This is a genomic window from Pantoea sp. Ap-967 (assembly GCF_011752565.1).
Classification (GTDB): Bacteria; Pseudomonadota; Gammaproteobacteria; order Pseudomonadales; family Pseudomonadaceae; genus Aquipseudomonas.
Genome location: NZ_VWXK01000009.1, coordinates 113163 through 132524 on the forward strand (window position 1 = coordinate 113163; position 19362 = coordinate 132524).

The 19362-nt window shown below is 65.5% G+C and carries 18 protein-coding genes; 5 read left to right on the forward strand and 13 right to left on the reverse strand.

The window, feature by feature from the left end; translation table 11 throughout:
* Nucleotides 1-11: 11 nt before the first annotated feature.
* The 7 genes from F3J45_RS11970 to F3J45_RS12000 form a co-directional block, all read right to left on the reverse strand.
* Nucleotides 12-1208, reverse strand: coding sequence for an FAD-binding oxidoreductase (locus F3J45_RS11970; RefSeq protein WP_167062249.1), 1197 nt, complete (start codon nt 1206-1208; stop codon nt 12-14).
* A gap of 135 nt (nt 1209-1343) precedes the next feature.
* Complete coding sequence (locus F3J45_RS11975) at nt 1344-2156, reverse strand: NAD(P)-dependent oxidoreductase (protein ID WP_167062252.1); 813 nt, start codon at nt 2154-2156, stop codon at nt 1344-1346.
* Between the two features lie 27 nt (nt 2157-2183).
* Nucleotides 2184-3386: a pyridoxal phosphate-dependent aminotransferase gene (locus F3J45_RS11980; RefSeq protein ID WP_167062254.1), complete on the reverse strand. Its 1203-nt coding sequence runs from the start codon at nt 3384-3386 to the stop codon at nt 2184-2186.
* A 3-nt stretch (nt 3387-3389) separates the two neighbouring features.
* Entirely contained in the window at nt 3390-5054 is a 1665-nt protein-coding gene (locus F3J45_RS11985) for a hydantoinase B/oxoprolinase family protein (RefSeq protein ID WP_167062257.1), read from the reverse strand.
* Between the two features lie 22 nt (nt 5055-5076).
* Nucleotides 5077-7152, reverse strand: a complete 2076-nt coding sequence (locus tag F3J45_RS11990; protein WP_167062260.1) for a hydantoinase/oxoprolinase family protein — start codon at nt 7150-7152, stop codon at nt 5077-5079.
* Between the two features lie 210 nt (nt 7153-7362).
* On the reverse strand, nt 7363-8118 hold the full coding sequence (locus tag F3J45_RS11995) for an SDR family oxidoreductase (protein ID WP_167062263.1): 756 nt from the start codon (nt 8116-8118) through the stop codon (nt 7363-7365).
* Nucleotides 8111-8860, reverse strand: coding sequence for an SDR family oxidoreductase (locus F3J45_RS12000; protein WP_167062267.1), 750 nt, complete (start codon nt 8858-8860; stop codon nt 8111-8113). The genes F3J45_RS11995 and F3J45_RS12000 overlap by 8 nt, the downstream gene beginning before the upstream one ends.
* Nucleotides 8861-8944: 84 nt before the next feature.
* Here F3J45_RS12000 and F3J45_RS12005 point away from each other — a divergent pair, with 84 nt between their 5' ends.
* Nucleotides 8945-9592 carry a TetR/AcrR family transcriptional regulator gene (locus tag F3J45_RS12005; protein ID WP_167062270.1) on the forward strand — a complete coding sequence of 216 codons (648 nt, stop codon included), beginning with the start codon at nt 8945-8947 and terminating at the stop codon, nt 9590-9592.
* 6 nt (nt 9593-9598) lie between these two features.
* Here the strand turns inward: F3J45_RS12005 and F3J45_RS12010 are convergent, their stop codons facing one another.
* Complete coding sequence (locus tag F3J45_RS12010) at nt 9599-10501, reverse strand: LysR family transcriptional regulator (RefSeq protein WP_167062273.1); 903 nt, start codon at nt 10499-10501, stop codon at nt 9599-9601.
* A 124-nt stretch (nt 10502-10625) separates the two neighbouring features.
* Between F3J45_RS12010 and F3J45_RS12015 the strand changes: the two genes are divergently transcribed.
* On the forward strand, nt 10626-11693 hold the full coding sequence (locus F3J45_RS12015) for an AbrB family transcriptional regulator (protein WP_167062276.1): 1068 nt from the start codon (nt 10626-10628) through the stop codon (nt 11691-11693).
* A 134-nt stretch (nt 11694-11827) separates the two neighbouring features.
* Here the strand turns inward: F3J45_RS12015 and dddP are convergent, their stop codons facing one another.
* Nucleotides 11828-13186, reverse strand: coding sequence for a dimethylsulfonioproprionate lyase DddP (dddP, locus tag F3J45_RS12020; protein WP_167062279.1), 1359 nt, complete (start codon nt 13184-13186; stop codon nt 11828-11830).
* Nucleotides 13187-13320: 134 nt separating this feature from the next.
* The gene (locus F3J45_RS12025; RefSeq protein WP_167062282.1) at nt 13321-13821 is read right to left on the reverse strand and encodes a VOC family protein; all 501 of its coding nucleotides are present in this window, start codon (nt 13819-13821) and stop codon (nt 13321-13323) included.
* Between the two features lie 194 nt (nt 13822-14015).
* On the opposite strand from F3J45_RS12025, the gene F3J45_RS12030 reads away from it, so the two are divergent.
* The gene (locus tag F3J45_RS12030; RefSeq protein WP_167062285.1) at nt 14016-15230 is read left to right on the forward strand and encodes a hypothetical protein; all 1215 of its coding nucleotides are present in this window, start codon (nt 14016-14018) and stop codon (nt 15228-15230) included.
* A 68-nt stretch (nt 15231-15298) separates the two neighbouring features.
* Nucleotides 15299-16486 carry an MFS transporter gene (locus F3J45_RS12035; RefSeq protein ID WP_167062288.1) on the forward strand — a complete coding sequence of 396 codons (1188 nt, stop codon included), beginning with the start codon at nt 15299-15301 and terminating at the stop codon, nt 16484-16486.
* A 6-nt stretch (nt 16487-16492) separates the two neighbouring features.
* Here F3J45_RS12035 and F3J45_RS12040 read toward each other — a convergent pair whose 3' ends face one another.
* Nucleotides 16493-17041, reverse strand: coding sequence for a TetR/AcrR family transcriptional regulator (locus tag F3J45_RS12040; RefSeq protein ID WP_167062291.1), 549 nt, complete (start codon nt 17039-17041; stop codon nt 16493-16495).
* A gap of 271 nt (nt 17042-17312) precedes the next feature.
* Here F3J45_RS12040 and F3J45_RS12045 point away from each other — a divergent pair, with 271 nt between their 5' ends.
* A complete protein-coding gene (locus F3J45_RS12045; RefSeq protein WP_167062294.1) occupies nt 17313-17963 on the forward strand; it encodes a TIGR04211 family SH3 domain-containing protein in 651 nt (216 codons plus the stop codon).
* A 58-nt stretch (nt 17964-18021) separates the two neighbouring features.
* Here the strand turns inward: F3J45_RS12045 and F3J45_RS12050 are convergent, their stop codons facing one another.
* Both F3J45_RS12050 and F3J45_RS12055 read right to left on the reverse strand, forming a co-directional pair.
* Nucleotides 18022-18300 carry a hypothetical protein gene (locus F3J45_RS12050; RefSeq protein ID WP_167062297.1) on the reverse strand — a complete coding sequence of 93 codons (279 nt, stop codon included), beginning with the start codon at nt 18298-18300 and terminating at the stop codon, nt 18022-18024.
* An 87-nt stretch (nt 18301-18387) separates the two neighbouring features.
* Nucleotides 18388-19269 (reverse strand): LysR family transcriptional regulator, encoded by an 882-nt coding sequence (locus F3J45_RS12055; protein ID WP_167062300.1) that lies wholly within the window; start codon nt 19267-19269, stop codon nt 18388-18390.
* Nucleotides 19270-19362 lie beyond the last annotated feature (93 nt).

Sequence of the window (19362 nt, forward strand, 5' to 3'; positions counted from 1 at the left end):
AGGCCGCGCGCTCAGATGACCGAATCTTCCAGGAACGGTTTGTTGTCGATCACCCGCTGGTAGCTCAGCGCGCCCAGGTCGAGCGAGCGGTAGCCGCCGTAGGTAATCAGCTCGGACAGGCCACGGCCGATGGCCGGCGCCTGCTGCAGGCCATGGCCGCTGAAACCGTTGCAGAACAGGAAGTTGCTCACCTCGTTGTGCGGGCCGACGATGGCGTTGTGGTCGAGCACGCAGAAGTCGTAGTGCCCAGCCCAGTAGTTGACTACTTTGATGCCTTCGAACGCCGGCACGCGCTCGGCCAGAATCGGCCAGACTTCTTCGTCGAACTCGTCGTGCAGCACTTCGAAATCTTCGAAGTCCACTTCAGGGTCGTTTTTCGGGTAGGTGCCGCCCAGGTAGAACTTGCCCTCGGGGCGGAAGAACACGCCGGTTGGGTCGATGGTCAGCGGCACGGTGCCTTCCAGCGGGGTGCGGCAGTCGAACACGAACAGCGAGCGGCGGCGCGGCTCGACCGGGATGTCCAGGCCAGCCATGCGCGCCACCTGGGTGCCACGGGTGCCGGCGCAGTTGACCAGCAGGCCGCAGCCGATGCGCTCACCGCTGGCCAGCTGTACGCCGGTGATGCGGTCGCCCTGGCGGTCGATGCCAACCACCTGGTTCTCGATGTACTCGATGCCCATGGAACGAGCCTTGCGGCGGAAGCCGTTGAGCATGCCGAGGCTGTCGAACCAACCTTCGCCGGTTTGGCCGTAGCTGGCACCGGCGAGGCTGTCGATGTTCACCCAGGGGAACTTGCGCTGCAGCTGCTCGGGGTCGAGCAGGTGCACGTCGGCGCCGTGGGACACCTGGGTATCGTGCAGGCGGCGCAGCACGTCGAAGCCCTTGTCGTCACCGAGGAACAGGTAGCCGTTCTCGTGGAAGGCCAGGTCCGGGCGGTCGCCATCCACTTCCATCAGGTCGGGGAAGTTGCGCACGAAATCGGCGCCGAACTTGGAGATCTCGATGTTGATCGGGTTGGAGAACTGCTGGCGGATCGAACTGCTCGACAGCGCGGTGGCCGACTTGTTGTAGGTCCAGTCACGCTCGATGACCAGTACCGAGCCTTTGAAGTCGGGGTTGTTGGCCAGGAAATAGGCGGTGGAGCTGCCGTTGACGGCGCCGCCGACGATCACCACATCGTAATTCTGTTGTTTTGCGGTGGAAGCCATGGAATGAGCTCTCTTTCTGGAGATAGCAGGGCCCCCTGTAGGAGCGGGCTTGCCCCGCGAAGCATGCGACGCGGTGCCTGGCACCGGCTTCGCCGGTGTTCGCGGGGCAAGCCCGCTCCTACAGGAATCCTCTGGTTACTTGGGGTCTTCGAAGTGGCCAGCGCCGGCGAAGTTGCCGCCGTGGTAGCGTGCGGCCGGCTCGTCGGGCTTGAGCGGCGGGTGCTCGGCGAGCACCTTCTCGCGGTAGTCGTCGGCACTGTCCTTCGGCACGTAGCCGATCGACGAGGCCAGGCGGTTGTCCCACAGGCTTTCGCGGTTGTTGGACATGCCGTAGACGATCATGTGGCCGACGCGAGGCGCCAGCAGCGAGCGCTCGGTGAGCTGGGCGAAGTCGTCGAACGACAGCCAGGTGGCGAGCATGCGCCGGTCCAGTGGCTCGGGGAACGACGAGCCGATGCGCAGGTTCACCGACTCGATGGCGAACTTGTCCCAGTAGTAGCGGCCCAGGTCCTCGGCAAAGCACTTGCTGACGCCGTACAGGCTGTCAGGGCGGTGCGCGGCGGTGGCGTCGATGGTTTCGGTGCGGTCGTAGAAGCCGATGGCGTGGTTGGAGCTGGTGTACACCACGCGCTTGACGCCATTGCGCCGGGCTGCCTCGTAGATGTTGTAGGTGCCGACGATGTTGCCGTTGAGGATCTTGTCGAAGGTGTCCTCAACCGGCACGCCACCGGCATGCACGATGGCGTCGACGCCCTCGGTCAGTGGCAGTACGTCGTCGAAGTTGCCCAGGTCGCAGCGCACCAGTTCTTCGTGGGGCGCGGCATGGCCCAGGTCGGCGATGTCGGTCAGGCGCAGCTCATCGGCAAATTGCGCCAGGTGCTTGCGCAGCACGCTGCCCAGGCGGCCTGCGGCGCCGGTGATCAGCAGGCGTTTGAAAGGCTTGCTCATGGTTTACCTCTGTTCAGATCGTCGTGGTCAGGCCAGTTGCGCGAACGCATCGCGCAGCTGGCCCAACGCTTGTTCCAGTTCCTGGCGCGAAGTGGCGAAGGACAGCCGCACATAGGGCTCCACGCCAAACGCCGAGCCCGGCACCGTGGCCACCTTGCCAACGCGCAGCAGGTAGGCCGAGAGTTCGGTGTCGTTGTTGATCACCTGGCCGTCCGGGGTGCGCTTGCCAATGTAGGCGCTGACCTCGGGGAAGGCATAGAACGCACCTTGGGGCATCGCCAGCTTCAGCCCTGGGATTTGTGCCAGGCCACGCACCACCAGGTCGCCCCGGGCCTGGTACTCGCGGTTGGCGTCACGCACGAAGTCCTGCGGGCCATTCAGCGCCGCCACTGCCGCCAGCTGGGAAATGCTCGACGGGCAGGTGGTGGTTTGCGACTGGGTCTTGTTCATGGCCACGATCAGGTCTTTGGGCCCTGCCGCGTAACCCAGGCGGTAGCCGGTCATGGCGTAGGCCTTGGACACGCCGTTGATCAGCAAGGTGCGCTCGCGCAGTTGCGGGCACGCGGTGACGAACGACACGAACGGCTGGTCGCCGAGCACGATGTGCTCGTAGATCTCGTCGGAAATCACCAGCACCTTGGGGTGGCGCTCCAGCACCTTGCCCAGTGCGGCGAACTCGTCACGGGTGAAGATCGCCCCGCTCGGGTTGTTCGGTGAGTTCAGCATCACCCAGCGCGTACGCGGGGTGATGGCCGCTTCCAACTGCTCGGGGGTAACCTTGAAGCCCTGTTCGGCGCCGCAAGGAATCACCACCGGCACACCGCCATTGAGCATTGCCATGTCGGTGTACGACACCCAGTACGGCGCCGGGGTGACCACTTCATCACCTTCTTCCAGCGTGGCCAGGAAGGCGTTGAACAGCAGTTGCTTGGCGCCGTTGCCAACACAGATTTCGTCCAGGCCATAGGCCAGGTCGTTTTCCCGGGCGAACTTGTCGACGATCGCCTGGCGCAGGCTCTCCATGCCGTTGGGCGCGGTGTAGTGGTTGTTACCGGCCAGCATCGCCTGGTGGGCAGCCTCGATGACGTGGGCCGGGACGTTGTAGTCCGGCTCACCCAATGCGAGGTTGATCACCGGCTCACCCTTGGCCAGCATCTGCTTGGCCAGCACCGACACAGCCATGCTCGGCGAGCTTTTTACCGCGCGCACGCGGCTGCTCTGGATATCCATCGCTCAACGCTCCTGGGCGGCATCGAAGCCGTAGTCGTCACGTGCCTGTTCGGCACTGATGTAGCCGTAGCGCAGGTCACGCTCGACCTGCTGGCGGTTGCGCTGGCGCGGGTCGCCGTAACCACCGCCACCGGGCAGGCGCAGCACCAGGCGGCGTTCGGCCGGAACGAACTGCTGGCCCTTGCCGCGCAGCAAGGTGCCGTCATCGAGGCCAACGAAACCTTCGGCACCTTGCTGGCCGCCAGCCAGGCCACGGGCCGGGTACTGGATGCGGTCGAACATGGCGCTGAAGCGGAAGCTGTAGCCCTCGGCCGCCGACACTTCAATTTCCTGGCCCAGGCCGCCGCGCAGCTGGCCGGCACCGCCGGAACCTTCACGCAGCTCCTTGCGCCACACCACCACGGGGCCAGCATGCTCGGTGGCTTCCACCGGCATGGTGTGCACGCCGCTTGGGAACGCGGTGGCACTCAGGCCATCCATCGCCGACCGTGCGCCCATGCCGCCACTGTTGAACATCAGCATTTCGGCATTGCGGCCTTTCGGGTTGCTTTCCAGCGGGCGCACGCTCAGGTGCAGGTTCCACAGGGCACTGGCGCCTTCGGCCGGCACCTTGCCAGGCAGGCACTTGTGCAGCGCGCCGAGCACCAGGTCGGGCACGAAGTGGCCGAGCACGTGGCGCACCGACACCGGCGCCGGGTGCTTGGCGTTGAGGATGCAGCCCTCTGGCGCGGTAACTTCGAACGGTGCCAGGGACGCGGTGTTGTTGGGGATTTCCGGTGCCACGATGCACTTGAGGCCATAGCAGGCATAGGCCTTGGCGTAGCCCAGCGGCACGTTGATGCCGAACTGGCTCATGCCCGAGGTGCCGGTGAAGTCGCTCTTGATGCCGTCGGGGCCCACGGTCAGGGTCACCGCCAGGGTCACCGGCACGTCGTAGCCATCGAGGGTCATGCTGTTGCTGTAGGTGCCGTGCGGCAGCGACTTGAAGCACTCCAGGGTGGCGCGACGGCTGTGCTCAAGGATGAAGCCACCGATGTGGTCCAGGTCATCGAGCTGGAACTCTTCGAGCATGTCGAGCAGGCGCTTGTGGCCGGTTTCGTTGCAGGCCGACAGCGCGTAGAAGTCGCCCACCACCCGGTCGTTCTCACGCACGTTGTTGCGCAGGATGTTGATCAGGTCGCGGTTGACCTTGCCGCGCTCGAACAGCTTCATGATCGGGATGAACAGGCCTTCTTCGTACACCTCGCGGGCATCCGGGCCGAAGCCGCGGCCGCCGATGTCGACCACGTGGGCGGTACTGGCGAAGTAGCCAATCAGCCGGCCCTTGTAGAACGACGGCGAAACGATGGTGATGTCGTGCAGGTGGCCGGTGCCTTTCCACGGGTCGTTGGTGACGTACACGTCACCTTCGAAGATGTTCTCTTCACCGATGTCGTTGATGAAGTGCACCACCGCCTCGGCCATGGTGTTGACGTGGCCTGGGGTGCCGGTGACCGCCTGGGCGAGCATGTTGCCGGCCCGGTCGAAAACGCCGGCCGACAGGTCGCCTGCCTCGCGCACGCTGGTGGAGAAGGCGGTGCGGATCAGGGTCAGGGCCTGCTCCTCGACCACCGAGACCAGGCGGTTCCACATCACCTGCATTTGAATGTCGATCAGGGTATCGCTCATGTTCTGGCTTCCGAATCAGGCGTTAGCGACGCACGACCAGCAGGCAGCCGTCTGGCTGAACCGTGGCGGTGAAATTGGAGGTGACGAAGGTCGAGGTTTCGCGCTCGACGATGATCGCCGGGCCATCGACTCGGGCCCCCACCTGCAGCTCTTCGCGCGGGTGGATGGCGGCGTCGACGAAACCACCGGCGGCCACGTCGAACACCTGGCGGCGGGCGACTTCATGGGCACGGTAGGCGGCGCCCACTTCTTCGATGCGTGCCACCGGTGGCAGCGGCGAACTGGCCTTGACCGACCAGCTGACGATCTCGATGTCCGGGCCGTCGATGGGGCGGCCGAAGAAGCGCGTGTAGGCCTCTTCGAACAGCGCCTTGAACTGGGCGGTGTCTGCCGCGCTGAAGGCCTTGAACGGCAGTGCCACGGGAATTTCCCAGCCCTGGCCGACATAACGCATGAACGCCGTGCAGTCCATTTCCGGCTCGCCCTCGGGCATGCCCTGGCGCAGGAAGCCCAGCGATTCGGCTTTCATTTCCGCAATCAGGCCATTGATGCGCGTGGCATCGAACTCGGACAGGCGCACGAACGAGCTGCGCACGGCTTCGTAGCCAAACGGCGCGCGCAGGAAGCCGATGGCCGAACCCACACCGGCACCGGCCGGGACGATGAAGCGTGACACACCCATCTTCTCGCACAGGCGCGCCGCGTGCAGCGGGCCGCCGCCGCCGAAGGTGATCATGGTGTAGTCGGCGATGTCCTTGCCGCTCTCCACCGCGTGCACGCGGCCAGCGTTGGCCATGTTCTCGTCGACCACTTCACACACGCCGAAGGCGGCGGTGTCGGCCTGCAGGCCCAGCGGTTGGCCGATGACCCGGGCCATGGCGTTGGCGGCACTGTCGGTGGACAAGCGCAGGGCGCCGCCGGCGAAGTTGTCGGCGTCCAGGCGACCGAGCAGCAGGTTGGCGTCGGTGATGGTCGGCTCCAGGCCGCCACGGCCATAGCAGGCCGGGCCAGGTTCAGAGGCGGCGCTGTGCGGGCCGACGCGGATCTGGCGCATGCTGTCGATGCTGGCGATGGAGCCGCCGCCGGCGCCGATCTCGACCATTTCCACCACTGGGATGGAAATCGGCATGCCGCTGCCCTTCTTGAAGCGGTAGGTGCGCGCCACTTCGAAGGTTTTGGCGGTTTTCGGCACCTGGTCTTCGATCAGGCAGATTTTCGCCGTGGTGCCCCCCATGTCGAACGACAGCACGTTTTCCAGGGCGTAGCGGCGGGCGATGTCGGCGGCGAAGATGGCGCCACCGGCCGGGCCCGATTCCACCAGGCGCACCGGGAACTCGGCAGCGCTCTGCACCGAGATGATGCCGCCGCCGGAGTGAATCATGAACACCGGGCAATCGGCGCCTTCGTTTTTCAGGGTGACCACCAGGCGGTCCAGGTAGGACTTGATCAGTGGCTTGACGTAGGCGTTGGCACACACGGTGTTGAAGCGTTCGAACTCGCGCATTTGCGGCGAGACTTCGCTGGAAATCGAAATCGACAGCTGCGGCAGGCGTGCCTGCAGGGCATCGCGCAGTTGGCGCTCGTGGGCACCGTTGACGTAGCTGTGGATGAAACCGATGGCGACGCTTTCGTAGTTGCCTTCGGCGATGCGCTCGATCAGTGCGTCGATGTCGGCCTGCTGCGGGGCGATCAGTACCTGGCCCTTGACGTCCAGGCGTTCGCGCAGGGTGTAGCGGTGTTCGCGGTCGATCAGCGGCGGCGGCAGGGCGATGTTGATGTCGTACTGCTCGAAGCGGTTCTCGGTGCGCATTTCCAGGGTGTCGCGAAAGCCTTCGGTGGTAATGAAGGCGGTGCGCGCGCCGCGGCGCTCGATCAGGGCGTTGGTCGCCAGGGTGGTGCCGTGGATCAGCTGGTCGATGTTCGAGAGCTTGAGGCCGGCCTGCTCCACCACCTGGCGTACGCCGGTGAGGATGGCCCGCTCAGGCAGCTCGTAGTCGGTCAGGATCTTGGTCGAATGCAGCACGCCGTTCACGTCCAGCGCGATATCGGTGAAGGTCCCGCCTATGTCCACGCCGACCCGGCATGATGTCGCAGTCATCGTCATATCCCCTGCAATGCTTTGTAGTTGTCTCGACCCTGCTGAAGCGGTCTTCATGTAAGTTATATGTTGTCTTACAGGTGGTCAAGCACCTGTTTGCTTAAATCTGTGTTTGCCGCACCGGCCTCTTCGCGGGGCAAGCCCGCTCCTACAAAACGTCCGCCTGTAGGAGCGGGCTTGCCCCGCGAAGAGGCCAGCACAGGCAACCCATCAACCGCCAGTCTTCACCATCCGCCCACCACCCACCGCCTGCGCCGTGGGGAACACTTCCAACCGCGAAACATCCACCTGCCGCGGCATTTTCAGCGCCGCCAGCAACAGCTCGGCAATGTCCTGGGGCTGGATCGATTCATAACCGTCATACAGCTCGCTGCCCGCCGCCTGCATGCCCATGGCAGCCTTGTACAGCTGGGTCTGCACCCTGCCTGGGGCGATCTCGGTCACCCGCACGCCGCTGCCCAGGAGGTCGCAGCGCAAAGCATCGCAAAACAGGCTGACCCCAGCCTTGGAAGCGCCATACACGGCCGCCCCCGGGTGCGGCGCGCGGCCGGCGCTGGAGCCGATGAAGAACAGGTGCCCCCTGCCCCGCCCGAGCATGCCCGGCAGCACCTGGCGCGTCAGGTGCAGCGGCGCCTTGAGGTTGATATCGAGCATATTGTCGATCTCGGCCTCGTCGATGTCCTGGAACGCTGCGCGGGTGGAGAGGATGCCGGCGTTGTTGACCAGCACGTCCACGGCCTGGCCGTCCAGTGCCGCCGCCAGTGAAGCGTAGTCGCGCACATCGGCCTGCAGGGTGCTCACGCCAGGCTCGCGGGCCAGCTCCGCCAGCGCCTCCTGGCTACGGCCAACGGCGATGACCTGCAGCCCGGCATCGCGCAGCGCCAGCACGATGGCCTTGCCGATTCCGCTGGTGGCCCCGGTCACCAGCGCGCGCTGGTAGCCCTCGGGAAATGCCGCTTCACGCATAGATGTAGCCCCCGCTGACAATCACGTTTTCACCGGTGGCGTAGCTGTTGCGGCTGCTGCCCATCATCACGATCCACTCGGCGATTTCCGCAGGCTCGGCGGCGCGGCCCAGTGGGTTGGCGGCCGCCAGTTCACCGAGGAAGCCCAGTTGCTTGGCACGCTCGGTGGCAAAGCCGGCCGGGGCCACCGAGTTGACCAGGATCTGGTCCTTGGCACAGGCCTGGGCGAAGGATTTGGTCAGGCTCACCACCGCGGCCTTGGTAGCGGCGTAGTGGGCGTTCTGCGGGTGGGCCTTGAAGGCGTCCACCGAGGTGACGTTGACGATGCGCCCGGTTACCGCCGGTGCGGCAACGTACTGCTGCATGTGGCGCACCGCGGCGACCATCATGTGGTAGGTGCCCTTGATGTTGACTGCGTTTTCCAGGTCCCACTCTTCGTCGTTGATCTCGAAGATGTCCTTGCGCGGGTAGATCGCCGCGCTGTTGACCAGGCAATGCACCCGGCCCAGGGCGCTTACGATTTCACCGAATGCGGCATGGGCGGTGTCCTTGCGGGCGATGTCGCCGACCGCGATGGCCACCTCCACGCCCTGGCCGCGCAGTTCCTCGGCCGCTTGTACCAACAATTGCTCATTTCGGTCGATCAGGCCAATCTTGCCTGCGCCGCGCTTGACCATCAGCCGGGCTGTTTCCAGGCCCAGACCCGAGGCACCACCTACGATCACTACCGTTTGCTTGTCCACACAACACCTCCACGATTGAGTCTTTACGTAAGATGCCTGTTGTCTTACATTTGGTCAAACATCAAATCGCCGACAGGTATCGCCATGCCCGCCTCCAGCCGCACGCTCGCAGCCCCGATGGACGCTCCGAGGGTCGCCCCGCCCGATGCCCGCGACCGCCTGCTCGACGCGGCCAGCATGCTGTTCGCCCGGCATGGCTACCAAGCCATCAGCCTGCGCGACCTGGCCAACCACCTGGGCCTGCGCGCAGGCTCGCTGTACCACCATATCGACAGCAAGCAGGGCCTGCTTTACGAGCTGATCGAGTCGACCCTGACCGACCTGTTGTACGAAACCCGCACCCAGCTACGCCGCCAGGCCACTTCCGAACAACGCCTGAGCGCCTTCGTCGAAGTGTTCGTCGCCTACAGCCAGGGCGCCCCAGAGCGCCTGACCCTGGTCACCCGCGAGGCGGTGAACCTCAGTGAGGAACAGGCTGAGCATATCGATGAGTTGAAACGGGCTTATCGCAGCCTGCTGAGCGGTATCGTCGCGGCCGATTGTGGGGCACAGCTGCCGGGGCCGCACCCGTGGGCCAACGATGTTGCCGATGCCATTCTGTCGCTGCTGTCGGGGCACACCTTGTGGGGCATGGCCAGCCGGCGCTGGGAACAGGCCGCGCCCATGCTGCTGCGCTTTATCCGCGGCATTCTCGAGTCGGCGCCCCTGCACGGGCGCGCCCACGGCGCCTGAGGGTTTTCAGTTGTCTTCGAAAAAGCGCTGGCCTTTTTCCTTCAGCAGGTCCACCAGCGCCCCTGCTGCCGGCGACAGGTAGCCCTCCGTGCGCACCAGCACCGAGACGGTACGGCGCATGGTGGTTTGCGCCAGCGGCACCTCACGCAACCAGGACCTGCCCAAGCCGTAGGCCAGGGTTTCGCGTGCCGCGAAACTCAGTAGCCGGGTGCGCGCTATCAACCGTGGCAGCAGGGAAATGGCATTGGTTTCCACCTGCACCTGGGGCGTTGGCAGCTGGTTGGCGATGAACACGTTGTCGATCCAGCGCCGCGCGGTCACCGTCGGCCCGGCCAGCACCCAGCGGTACTGGCAGAGGCCCTGCAGGGTGATGGGCCCGGCGAAAATCGGGTGCTCGGCGCTGGCCACCACGATCGCCTCGTCTTCGAGGATGGGGTAGGCGGTGAAGCCGGGTTCAGCGGTGATTTGCGGTGAGATGATCACATCCAGCCGGCCAGCACGCAGTGATTCCTTGAGCACGTCGTCCTGGGCGATGGACAGCTTCAGGGTGACCTCCGGCGCCCGCTCCAGCAACGCTGCGGTCAGGTGCGGCAGCAGGTGCTCGGCCATGCTCGCCGCACAGCCCAGGCGGATATTGCCCACCAGCCCATTGGCGAAGTCGCGCACCTCGCGCTCGGTTTCGGCGATGTTCAGTTGCAGTTGCTTGCCCCGCGCCAGCAGCAGCTTGCCGACTTCGGTCAGCTTGATGCGCCGGCCGTCGCGCTGGAACAGGCGGGTGCCCAGGGACTCCTCCAGGCGCTGGATGCTTTTGGTCAGTGCCGGCTGGCTGCGGTTGAGCTTTTCCGCAGCGCGGCCCAGGTGGCCAAGCTCGGCGATGGTTTCGAAGTAGGTCAGGTCGCGCAGGTCCATGATCGATCAATTTCAGTTATGGATTCATCAAAAGTAGAAAATAGACTTGATCGATTGCCAGGTCGATAATTTTTCGCGCTGGCGCTGCCAGCCTCGCGTTATCGCTGTGCAAGGAGTATTCACGTTGCCCACCGCGCTACCCTCTGCAAAAACCCTTTTCCGCTGGTTCGCCCTGCTGCTCTGCGCCGGCACGGTCGGCCAGGTGCTGCATGCCCTGGCCGTGCCGGCCGGGCTGTTTCTCGGCCCCATGCTGGTGGCCATCGCCTTTGGCGTAGGCGGCGCGCAACTGCGCCTGCACCGCCAGGTGTTCCGCTTCGGCCAGGGCTGCGTCGGCCTGATGGTCGCCCACTCGGTCACCTGGGCGGTGCTGGTGGCCATGGCCCAGTCCTGGCACCTGATGCTGGTCGCCACCTTCATTACGGTTGCCCTCAGCGCCCTGGTCGGCCTGGGCACGGTGCGTTTCGGCGGCATTCCCGGCAGCACCGCGGCCTGGGGCACGGCGCCGGGCGCGGCCTCGGCGATGGTGTCGATGGCCGAGGAAAACGGCGCCGACGCCCGCGTGGTGGCGACCATGCAGTATGTGCGGGTGGTGTGCGTGGTGATGATCGGCTCGCTGGTCAGCCACTTGCTCGGCGCCACCCCGGGCAGCGCGGCCGCCGGCACAACGACGGTGGCGCAGGCGCCGCACCTGGCCAACCTGCTGCTGAGCCTGGCGGTGGTGCTGGTGGGGATCACCGTGGGTAGCCGGTTGCCGGCGGGCGCCCTGCTGACGCCACTGTTACTGGGTGGCGCGCTGCAACTGGCCGGGCTGTTGACCATCACCCTGCCCCAGCCCCTGCTGGCGTGCGCCTACGGCGCCATTGGCTGCTACATTGGCCTGCGCTTCGACCGGCAGACCGTGGCCTACGTGTGGAAGCGCCTGCCTACCATGATTACCGGGGCGGTGGTGTTGATCGTGCTGTGCGCCGCGTGCGCCTATGGGCTGGCACTGGCCATGGGCACCGACTTCCTGTCGATGTACCTGGCGACCAGCCCGGGTGGGCTGGATGCCATGGCCATCATCGCGGTGGAAACCCATGCTGATGTCGGGCTGGTGCTGGCGATGCAGACGTTGCGGTTGTTCGGGGTGATTCTGACGGGGGCGTTTTGTGCGCGGCAGATCATTCGGTTGACCCAGGTGCGGTCGGGTTGAGAGGTGCGGCGCCTGTTAGATCGAGCGCCGCCCGCGCGGTGGCCACATGAACATTGGCCCGAAACAAACGTAGGAGCGAGCGCAGCTCGCGAAGCGCCGCGCGGGCGGCGCTCGATCTCCCAGGCGCCTCCTCCCTAAAACCGTTCACCCCCCTGCAAAAAACTGTCCTCAAACGGATACCGGGTCAACACCTCGACCCCATCCTCGGTCACCAGCAACTGGTTCTCCAGCTTGATCCCGTCACGCCCACCCACCTCTCCCACATAGGCCTCGACACACAGCGCCATGCCCGGCTGCAACTCCCCCTCATAGCCATAGGACTCCAGGTCTTCCGGGTAGCGAATGCTCGGGTATTCATCACACAGCCCCACCCCATGGAACATCACCCCATAGCGCTGCGCCCGGCAGCTTTCCGGCAGGCGATGGCCGTTGCGGGTCAACTCGGTGAAACGCACACCGGGGCGAACCATCCCGGCATTGACATGAATGTGCTCGTGGGCAATGCGGTACAACCGCTTCTGTTCAGCCGTAGGCTCGCGATCACCGCAAATCCAGCTGCGCGACATGTCCACGCAAAAGCCGTACACGCCAATCAGGTCGGTATCGAACGACAACAGGTCACCGTCGCCAAGCACCCGCGGCCCGGACTCCTGGAACCAAGGGTTGGTGCGCGGCCCGGAACTGAGGATACGGGTTTCGATCCACTCGCCACCGCGGCGGATATTGCCCGCGTGCAGGGCCGCCCAGACATCGTTCTCGGTCACGCCAGCCGCCATGGCCTGGCGCATCTCTGCCACCGACGCCTCGCAAGACGCCACGGCGCAGCGCATGGCCAGTATCTCGTCAGGGCCCTTGATCAGCCGGGCGAACTCGGTCACCGCCTGCCCGCTGTGCACCTCTACCCCCAGCGCATCCAGGGCCCGTAGCCCGGCCACCTCGATTCGGTCGACCGCCAGCCGCCGATTGCTGCCGGCGTGGCTGCGCAGCAGCGCGTCGACCTGGGCGCAGAAATGCCGGGCGTGCTCGTCGGTGCGCTCGCCCGTTTCGAAATAAAAGAACGATGCCCCGCTGCGCAGCTCGCTCACCAGCGGCAAGTGCGCCGACAGGTGATCGCAGCCATGGAAGTCCCACAGCACCACATGCCCGCTGGCGGCGACGAAACAGGCCCGGGCCGGGTTGTGGGTGGTCCACAGCTGCATGTTGGTGGTGTCGGTGGCATAGCGAATGTTCAACGGGTCGAACAACAGGATGCCGCCCAGGTCGCGGGCGACCAGCTGCTGGCATATGCGCTGCAGGCGGTATTGGCGCATGCTCGGCAGGTGCGGTGCCTGCAGGCCTAGCGCCGCCCATTCGGCAAAGGCCAGCGGGGTGGGGCCGATTTCGGTACGGTCATTGTCGTCGGGCGAGCCGTCGGCCTTCAGCGCAGCAGCGCGCTGGCGGGCGGGGTCGATACGGCGGGCGTGGGCGGGGATCGAGAACGGCGAGGTCATCATGGCGTGCGGTTTTCCCTGGTCTTGTTGTATGGAAACTGCGCGGGTACGGCCAGGCACCAGTGTATGGCCAGTGTTCAGCGCCCATACAACGACATTTTCCAAGGCTTATCGATGACCTGGGCGTATGGCAAACGCTAACCGCCGGCACCCTTCATGGCCCCCTTCATGGCCGCCTCGATCGCCGCCACATCGATCTTGCCCATGCCCATCATCGCCGCGAAGGCGCGCTGGGCGGCGGCCTTGTCGGGGCTGGCGATGGCGTCGAGCAGGATGCGCGGGGTGATCTGCCACGAGATCCCCCACTTGTCCTTGCACCAGCCGCATACGCTTTCAGCACCGCCGTTGCCGACGATGGCGTCCCACAGGCGGTCGGTTTCGGCCTGGTCTTCGGTGCACACCTGGAACGAAAACGCCTCCGAATGCTTGAAAGTGGTACCGCCATTGAGCCCCACGCAGGGAATGCCCATCACCGTGAATTCAACGGTAATCACGTCCCCGGCCTTGCCAGAGGGGTAATCGGCGGGCGCTGGGTGCACCGCCAGCACCCGGCTGTCTGGGAAGGTTCGGGCGTAGAAGTTGGCCGCATCCTCGGCATCCTGGTTGAACCACAGGCAGATCGTGTTCTTGGCAGTCATGGCCTGGCTCCATGGGCGAAGGTGAACCTTGAGTCTAGCCGCTGATCCGGCGCTGGCGATGGTGGCGCCCCAGGGAAAGGAATGCAGTCAGAAATGCCTTACGTAATGCAGCGAATTGTCCCACAACCGCCCCCCTTTACCGCACGGCATCATCACCGGCAGACCGCACACGCAAGCCACAGGGAGATAACGGTTTGTCGAACCTCGAAAGCAAGTTGCAGCACCTGAACCCCGAACAGATCGAAGCGCTGTACCGCGAATACCGAAGCGGCGAACGGATCACGCAGCTGTTGGAGCGCTACCAGATCGACATTGCCCCCAGCAGCCTGATCCGGGCGCTGCCGGCGCTGCCCTGCGCGGGGCTGAAATGCCCCTACTGCCGGGTCAGCCTGTTCGAGCGGCCGAAAAGCAGAACCGCGCAAAGCGTGAAAGAAAACCTGGCCTTCTGCAAAACCTGCAAGCACCGCCACTTCTTTGCTTCGCCCTCCAACTGGCAGCGCGCATGCACCTGCCCGCCGTGCCAGGCCTCGCGCAACCGTGCCCGGCAGGATCAGGCCATCGAACAGCGCCAGCGCATCAAGGCGCACTGGTCGGTCGCCCGCCGCAAACCGCTGGCACTGCACAGCCTTTCGATCAGCCACAAGCTGCAGTTGATGGCCTTGCTCGAAGTGCGCATGGATGCCCGGCGCAACTGCCTGAATGCCACTGAGCCTGCCAGCGGCGACGCCCGGGTCAGCCCCTCCTTGGCCATGGATGCCTCGATCCTGCAGGCCTTGCACGAAGCGCACATACTGCTGGTCGACCCGGATTCCCCGCTGGATGCCTTCAGCCAGGACGTGCCACCAAAAGCCTGGAAGAACAAGGTGCGCTGGCTGGGCAACGTGAGCCTCGACGGCCAGCAGCGGGCACCGCTTTCGCAGCTCTACCGCGCCCTGCGCAAGGCGGTGAGCGACGGCCCAAGGCCGCAATGGCGCGATGAACTGGCCGCCTGCATCCAGGCGCTGTGCATCGAAGAGGTGTGCGCCTACATCATGGCCCAATGCACGGCCCGCAAGTTGCCGTTCGAAGGCCGCGACAAGGCCCACGAGCTGGCGACGCAGCTGCTGCAGGCCAATTCCGTGCAGCAAGCGTGGGCGCTGGCCAACACGGCCATCCTGGGTGCGCTCACCTTCATTGCCCGCAACCAGGTGAGCAGGCAGCATGCCGCCAGCACCCTGGCCGGCTGCATGCTGTCGATGAGCGACCGAGCAGTGATCGAGCGCTGGCAGCTCGACCCTTTACGGGACAAACCGCCAGCCCCGCGTTCACGCTACAGCCAAGTGGTGTTCGATGTGTTGTTGAAACAGACCGACCACGGCCTTGAGCACACGGTGGCACAGTACCTGGCCCTGCTGCCCCGGCACGGTTGACCCGCGTCTCGTACACCCGTACGATTTTACCGTACATCTGTACGATAATTTCTTGCGAGTTACTTGCCATGCCTGCTTCCGTCACCCGCTGGTCCCGATGCGCGCTGTACCTGCTGTTCATGCTGCCCGGCCTGACCCTGGCCAGCTGGGTCACCCGTACCCCGGCCCTGCGCGATGGCCTGCAGGCCTCCACCGAACAGATGGGCATGATCCTGTTCGGCTTTTCGTCAGGGGCCATGCTGGGCATCCTCAGCGCCGGGCGGATGATCGCCCGCCAGGGTGCCAACCGGGTGATCCGCATCGGCCTGCTGGGGCTGTCGGCCGGGCTGTGCGTGCTGGCCGCCAGCGGCGAGTTCGCCAGCGCCTGGTGTGCGTTCGCCGGGCTGCTGCTGTTCGGCCTGGGCATGGGCTGGGCGGATATCGCGGCGAACATCGAAGGGGGCGCGGTGGAACGGGCCATCGATGCGCCGATCATGACCACGCTGCATGGCTTCTTCAGCCTCGGCACCCTGGCAGGCGCCCTGCTGGGCATGGCCATGACCGCCCTGCAGGTGCCGCTGGGCCAACACCTCCTGGGTGTGGCGGCCTTCTCGGCGCTGGCCACCCTGGTGCTGATCGGCCATGCGCCACGGGCCAGCGAACAAGCCGAAGGGCAACCCGGTGAGCACCATGAAGGCTTCGCCTGGAAGCCCCTGCTCAAGGACCGGCGCCTGCTGCTGATCTGCTTCGTGGTGCTGGCCATGGCGTTGGCCGAAGGCGCCGCCAATGACTGGCTGCCGCTGCTGATGATCGACGGCCATGGCTTTGCGCAAACCGCCGGCACGCTGATTTACCTGGTATTCACCGTCGGCATGACCCTTGGGCGCTTCGCCGGTGCACCGGTGATCCGCCGCTTCGGCCGCGCCCTCACCCTGCGCGCCAGCGCCCTGATCGGCGCGCTGAGCCTGGCCCTGGTGGTGTTCTGCGACGTGCAATGGGTAGCCGCTGCCGCCGTGCTGCTGTGGGGCGTAGGCGCATCGCTGGGCTTTCCGCTGGCGATTTCAGCCGCCGGTGAAAGCGCTAGCCACAGCGACCAGCGTGTGCGCCTGGCGGCCACGGCGGGTTACCTGGCGTTTCTGGTTGGCCCGCCGTTGTTGGGCTTCATTGGTGAGCACCATGGCCTGCGCCTGGCCATGCTGCCGGTGCTGACGCTGGTGGCCATCGCCTTCGTGCTGGCTTCGTCGCTGCAAGAGCGTGAACGCCTGCAAGTGGCTTGAAACGGCTCAGGCAATGGCCTGGATCAGCGCCAGGATGCTGTCGCGGCTGACCACGGTCTTGCTCAGGGCATTGTGGATGGTAAAGCCCTCGATCAGCGCATCCAGGGCCCGGGCGGTTCGTTCATCGAAGTGAATCTGCAGGGCCTGGCGCGAGCGGGCCATCCAGTCGTCCATCACGTAGGTGTACTGGGGGTTGCGCGAAACGAAGGTGTACAGCTCGAAGATCAGCAGCATCTGCCCGGAAGCCTTCCACAGGTCGCCACAAATCAGGTCGGCGACCAGTTCACGGGCATGGGCCTTGTCCCGCGCTTCGCTGAGCTGGCGCCAGTACTGGTCGGCAATGCCGTCGCACATCTTGATGAAGGCGGCGGCGATGATCTCGTCGATGGTGGCGAAATGGTAAGTCATGGTCCCCGGCGATACCCCGGCCTCGGCAGCGATGCGCCGGTAGGTGGCGCAGCCGGCGCCTTCGCGGCGAATCACCTGCAACGCAGCGTCGATGATCACGGCCTTGCTGCCGGGGGTGCTGAGGTCGTGTTTCTTCGGTCGGGGCATGGTCAACTCGCGGCGGCTGGTGCCGGCGAGGATAGCAAGGTTGGCGCCGGGCGCAAAAACCCAGGCCAGGCGAAGCGCGGCAAAGGCAGGCGCATGTAGCCGCTCTAGCCCGGGTTTTGCAACATTCTGCAGACAATTCCTGGGCCAAGCAGTGAACCTGCCTACAAAAATGCGGTCTGTCGCAGACGGTCAATTCACCGACCGGTTCGCCGGCCCTGCCTTTGATGAGCAATCACCGGGCCTCTATTTTCTGTTGCAGCGAAGACCCAACATGCCTGAATCCCGCCCAGCCTCCCTCGCCCTCCCTGCCCTGCGCGGCAGCCTGATCGCCGCCCTGGTGGCCCTCGCCGCCCCCGTGCATGCCGAAGAGCCAGCCAGCGATGCGCGCTGGGTCAGCGACAGCCTGAGCACCTACGTGCGCAGTGGCCCTACCGATGGCCACCGCATTGTCGGCACGCTCAAGTCCGGGCAGAAGCTCACCCTGGTCGGCAGCCAGGGCAACTACAGCCAGGTGCGCGGGCAGAACGGCGATGTGGTGTGGATTCTCACCAGCGACCTGCAGTCGGTGCCTGGCCAGAACGAGCGCCTGCCGCAACTCGATGCCCAGGTGGCGGAGTTGTCGGGGCAGCTCAAGACCATCGACGACAGCTGGAAGAACCGCGTACAGGGCATGCAGGAAACGCTGGACTCGCGCAAGCAGCTGATCGATGAACTGCAAACGCGCAACCAGGCGTTGAATGAACAGCTTGACCAGAGCCAGTCGAGCCTGCGCGACACCCAGGCGCGCCTGGGCGATGAGAACAAGCAGGTGATGATGCGCTACATGGTGTACGGCGGCAGCATCGCCGGTGCCGGCCTGCTGGCGGGGCTGATCCTGCCGGCGCTGACCCGCGGGCGCAAGAAGAACGACCGCTGGTTCTGATCCACGACAGCCGCCGCCCACCGCAGGCCAACCGGCGGTGGGCGGCCATCCTGGCAGGCTACTTGCCGCGGGCCTTGTTGTAGATGGTCAAGGCCCGGTCCGCCTCGGCTTGGCACTTGGCCATGTTGCCCTTGGCGCGGAAATTCTTGGCCTCCTTGAGCAGCGCCTGGAAATCATGGGCCGCGCCACCATGCAGGCCCGGCCCATCGGCTTTATGGATGTCTTCCAGGTTCTTGATCTTCGCATCACAGTTGACCTTGGCCTCATTGGCAGCCTGGGCGCCAACGCTCAGCAACGATGCAACCACCAGCAGGGGTAACAGTTTCATGGCTTTCATGGAGCGCTCTCCTGGGAAATTCCAAAGGTCATCGAGGGGTAGTGGCTCGACGCAGCGAGTAGCATAGTCGGCCATTGGCCCGAACGCTTACTGGCGCAACCGCTGCAGCGCTTGGAGCACGTGCGCCGTGGCCCGCTCGACCTGCCCCTCCCGGCACGCGATACCCAGCTTGCGCCACAGCCCTGGGCGCAATGGCCGCCGCGCGATGCGCAGGTCCAGCTCCGCTGCCTCGCCCTCCTGGGGCAGCAAGGTGGCGCCGTAGCCTGCGCCCACCAGGCTCTTGATCGCATCGTTGTAGTTCAGCTCGATGCGCGCTTCGGGGTACAGCCCGGCGGCGGCGAACCACTCACCGGTCACCCGCGACAGCTGGGTGGTGCTGTCGTTGAGAATCAGCGCGCGCTGCCCAAGCCAGGCCGGAGTCACCCGGGCCGGTGGCTGCCAGTGGGCCGGCACATAGGCCAGAATTGGGTCGCGCCGCCAAGGAGTAAGCCTGACGCCCTTGCCCGCCACCTGTGGCAGCGCCACCAGGCCGATGTCCAGGCTGCCGTCGCGCAGCCGCGCCAGCGACGCCTGGGAGGTGAGCACCTGAACCTGCACATCGATGCCCGGGTGCTCGCTGCGCAGGTGCTCCAGGGCCTGGGGCAGCAAATGGGCGATGGCCCCGGTGGAGGCGCCCAGGCGCACCCGCCCGGTCAGGCCTTCGACCTGGCGGCGCACCTCTTCCAGGGCCAGGTCGGCGTCGGCCAGCAAGCGCCGGGCCCGGGCCAGCAGGGTTTCGCCAATGGCCGTGGGGCGCACCTGGTTGCGGTTGCGGGTGAGCAGTGGCGCGCCAACCCGCGCTTCCAGTTCGGCCACGTGCAGGCTGATGGTGGGTGGCGCCAGGTTGAGCTGGCGGGCGGCCTCGGCGAAAGAGCCCAGGTCGGTGATGACCACCAGCGTACGCAGGCGGTCGAGGCTGATTTCGCGCATTTGGGTCAGGGTCCTTTATTGCCTGTGCCGGCCTCTTCGCCTGTAGGAGCGGGCTTGCCCCGCGAAGAGGCCGGTACAAGCTAAACAAGATTC

Coding starts and splice junctions, on each gene's coding strand:
- F3J45_RS12005 (WP_167062270.1), top strand. CDS start 8,945: ATGCCCGCCTCCAGCCGCACGCTCGCAGCCCCGATGGACGCTCCGAGG.
- F3J45_RS11975 (WP_167062252.1), bottom strand. CDS start 2,156: ATGAGCAAGCCTTTCAAACGCCTGCTGATCACCGGCGCCGCAGGCCGC.
- F3J45_RS12040 (WP_167062291.1), bottom strand. CDS start 17,041: ATGCCCCGACCGAAGAAACACGACCTCAGCACCCCCGGCAGCAAGGCC.
- F3J45_RS12025 (WP_167062282.1), bottom strand. CDS start 13,821: ATGACTGCCAAGAACACGATCTGCCTGTGGTTCAACCAGGATGCCGAG.
- F3J45_RS11990 (WP_167062260.1), bottom strand. CDS start 7,152: ATGACTGCGACATCATGCCGGGTCGGCGTGGACATAGGCGGGACCTTC.
- F3J45_RS11980 (WP_167062254.1), bottom strand. CDS start 3,386: ATGGATATCCAGAGCAGCCGCGTGCGCGCGGTAAAAAGCTCGCCGAGC.
- F3J45_RS12045 (WP_167062294.1), top strand. CDS start 17,313: ATGCCTGAATCCCGCCCAGCCTCCCTCGCCCTCCCTGCCCTGCGCGGC.
- dddP (WP_167062279.1), bottom strand. CDS start 13,186: ATGATGACCTCGCCGTTCTCGATCCCCGCCCACGCCCGCCGTATCGAC.
- F3J45_RS12035 (WP_167062288.1), top strand. CDS start 15,299: ATGCCTGCTTCCGTCACCCGCTGGTCCCGATGCGCGCTGTACCTGCTG.
- F3J45_RS12055 (WP_167062300.1), bottom strand. CDS start 19,269: ATGCGCGAAATCAGCCTCGACCGCCTGCGTACGCTGGTGGTCATCACC.
- F3J45_RS12050 (WP_167062297.1), bottom strand. CDS start 18,300: ATGAAAGCCATGAAACTGTTACCCCTGCTGGTGGTTGCATCGTTGCTG.
- F3J45_RS12010 (WP_167062273.1), bottom strand. CDS start 10,501: ATGGACCTGCGCGACCTGACCTACTTCGAAACCATCGCCGAGCTTGGC.
- F3J45_RS11995 (WP_167062263.1), bottom strand. CDS start 8,118: ATGCGTGAAGCGGCATTTCCCGAGGGCTACCAGCGCGCGCTGGTGACC.
- F3J45_RS11985 (WP_167062257.1), bottom strand. CDS start 5,054: ATGAGCGATACCCTGATCGACATTCAAATGCAGGTGATGTGGAACCGC.
- F3J45_RS11970 (WP_167062249.1), bottom strand. CDS start 1,208: ATGGCTTCCACCGCAAAACAACAGAATTACGATGTGGTGATCGTCGGC.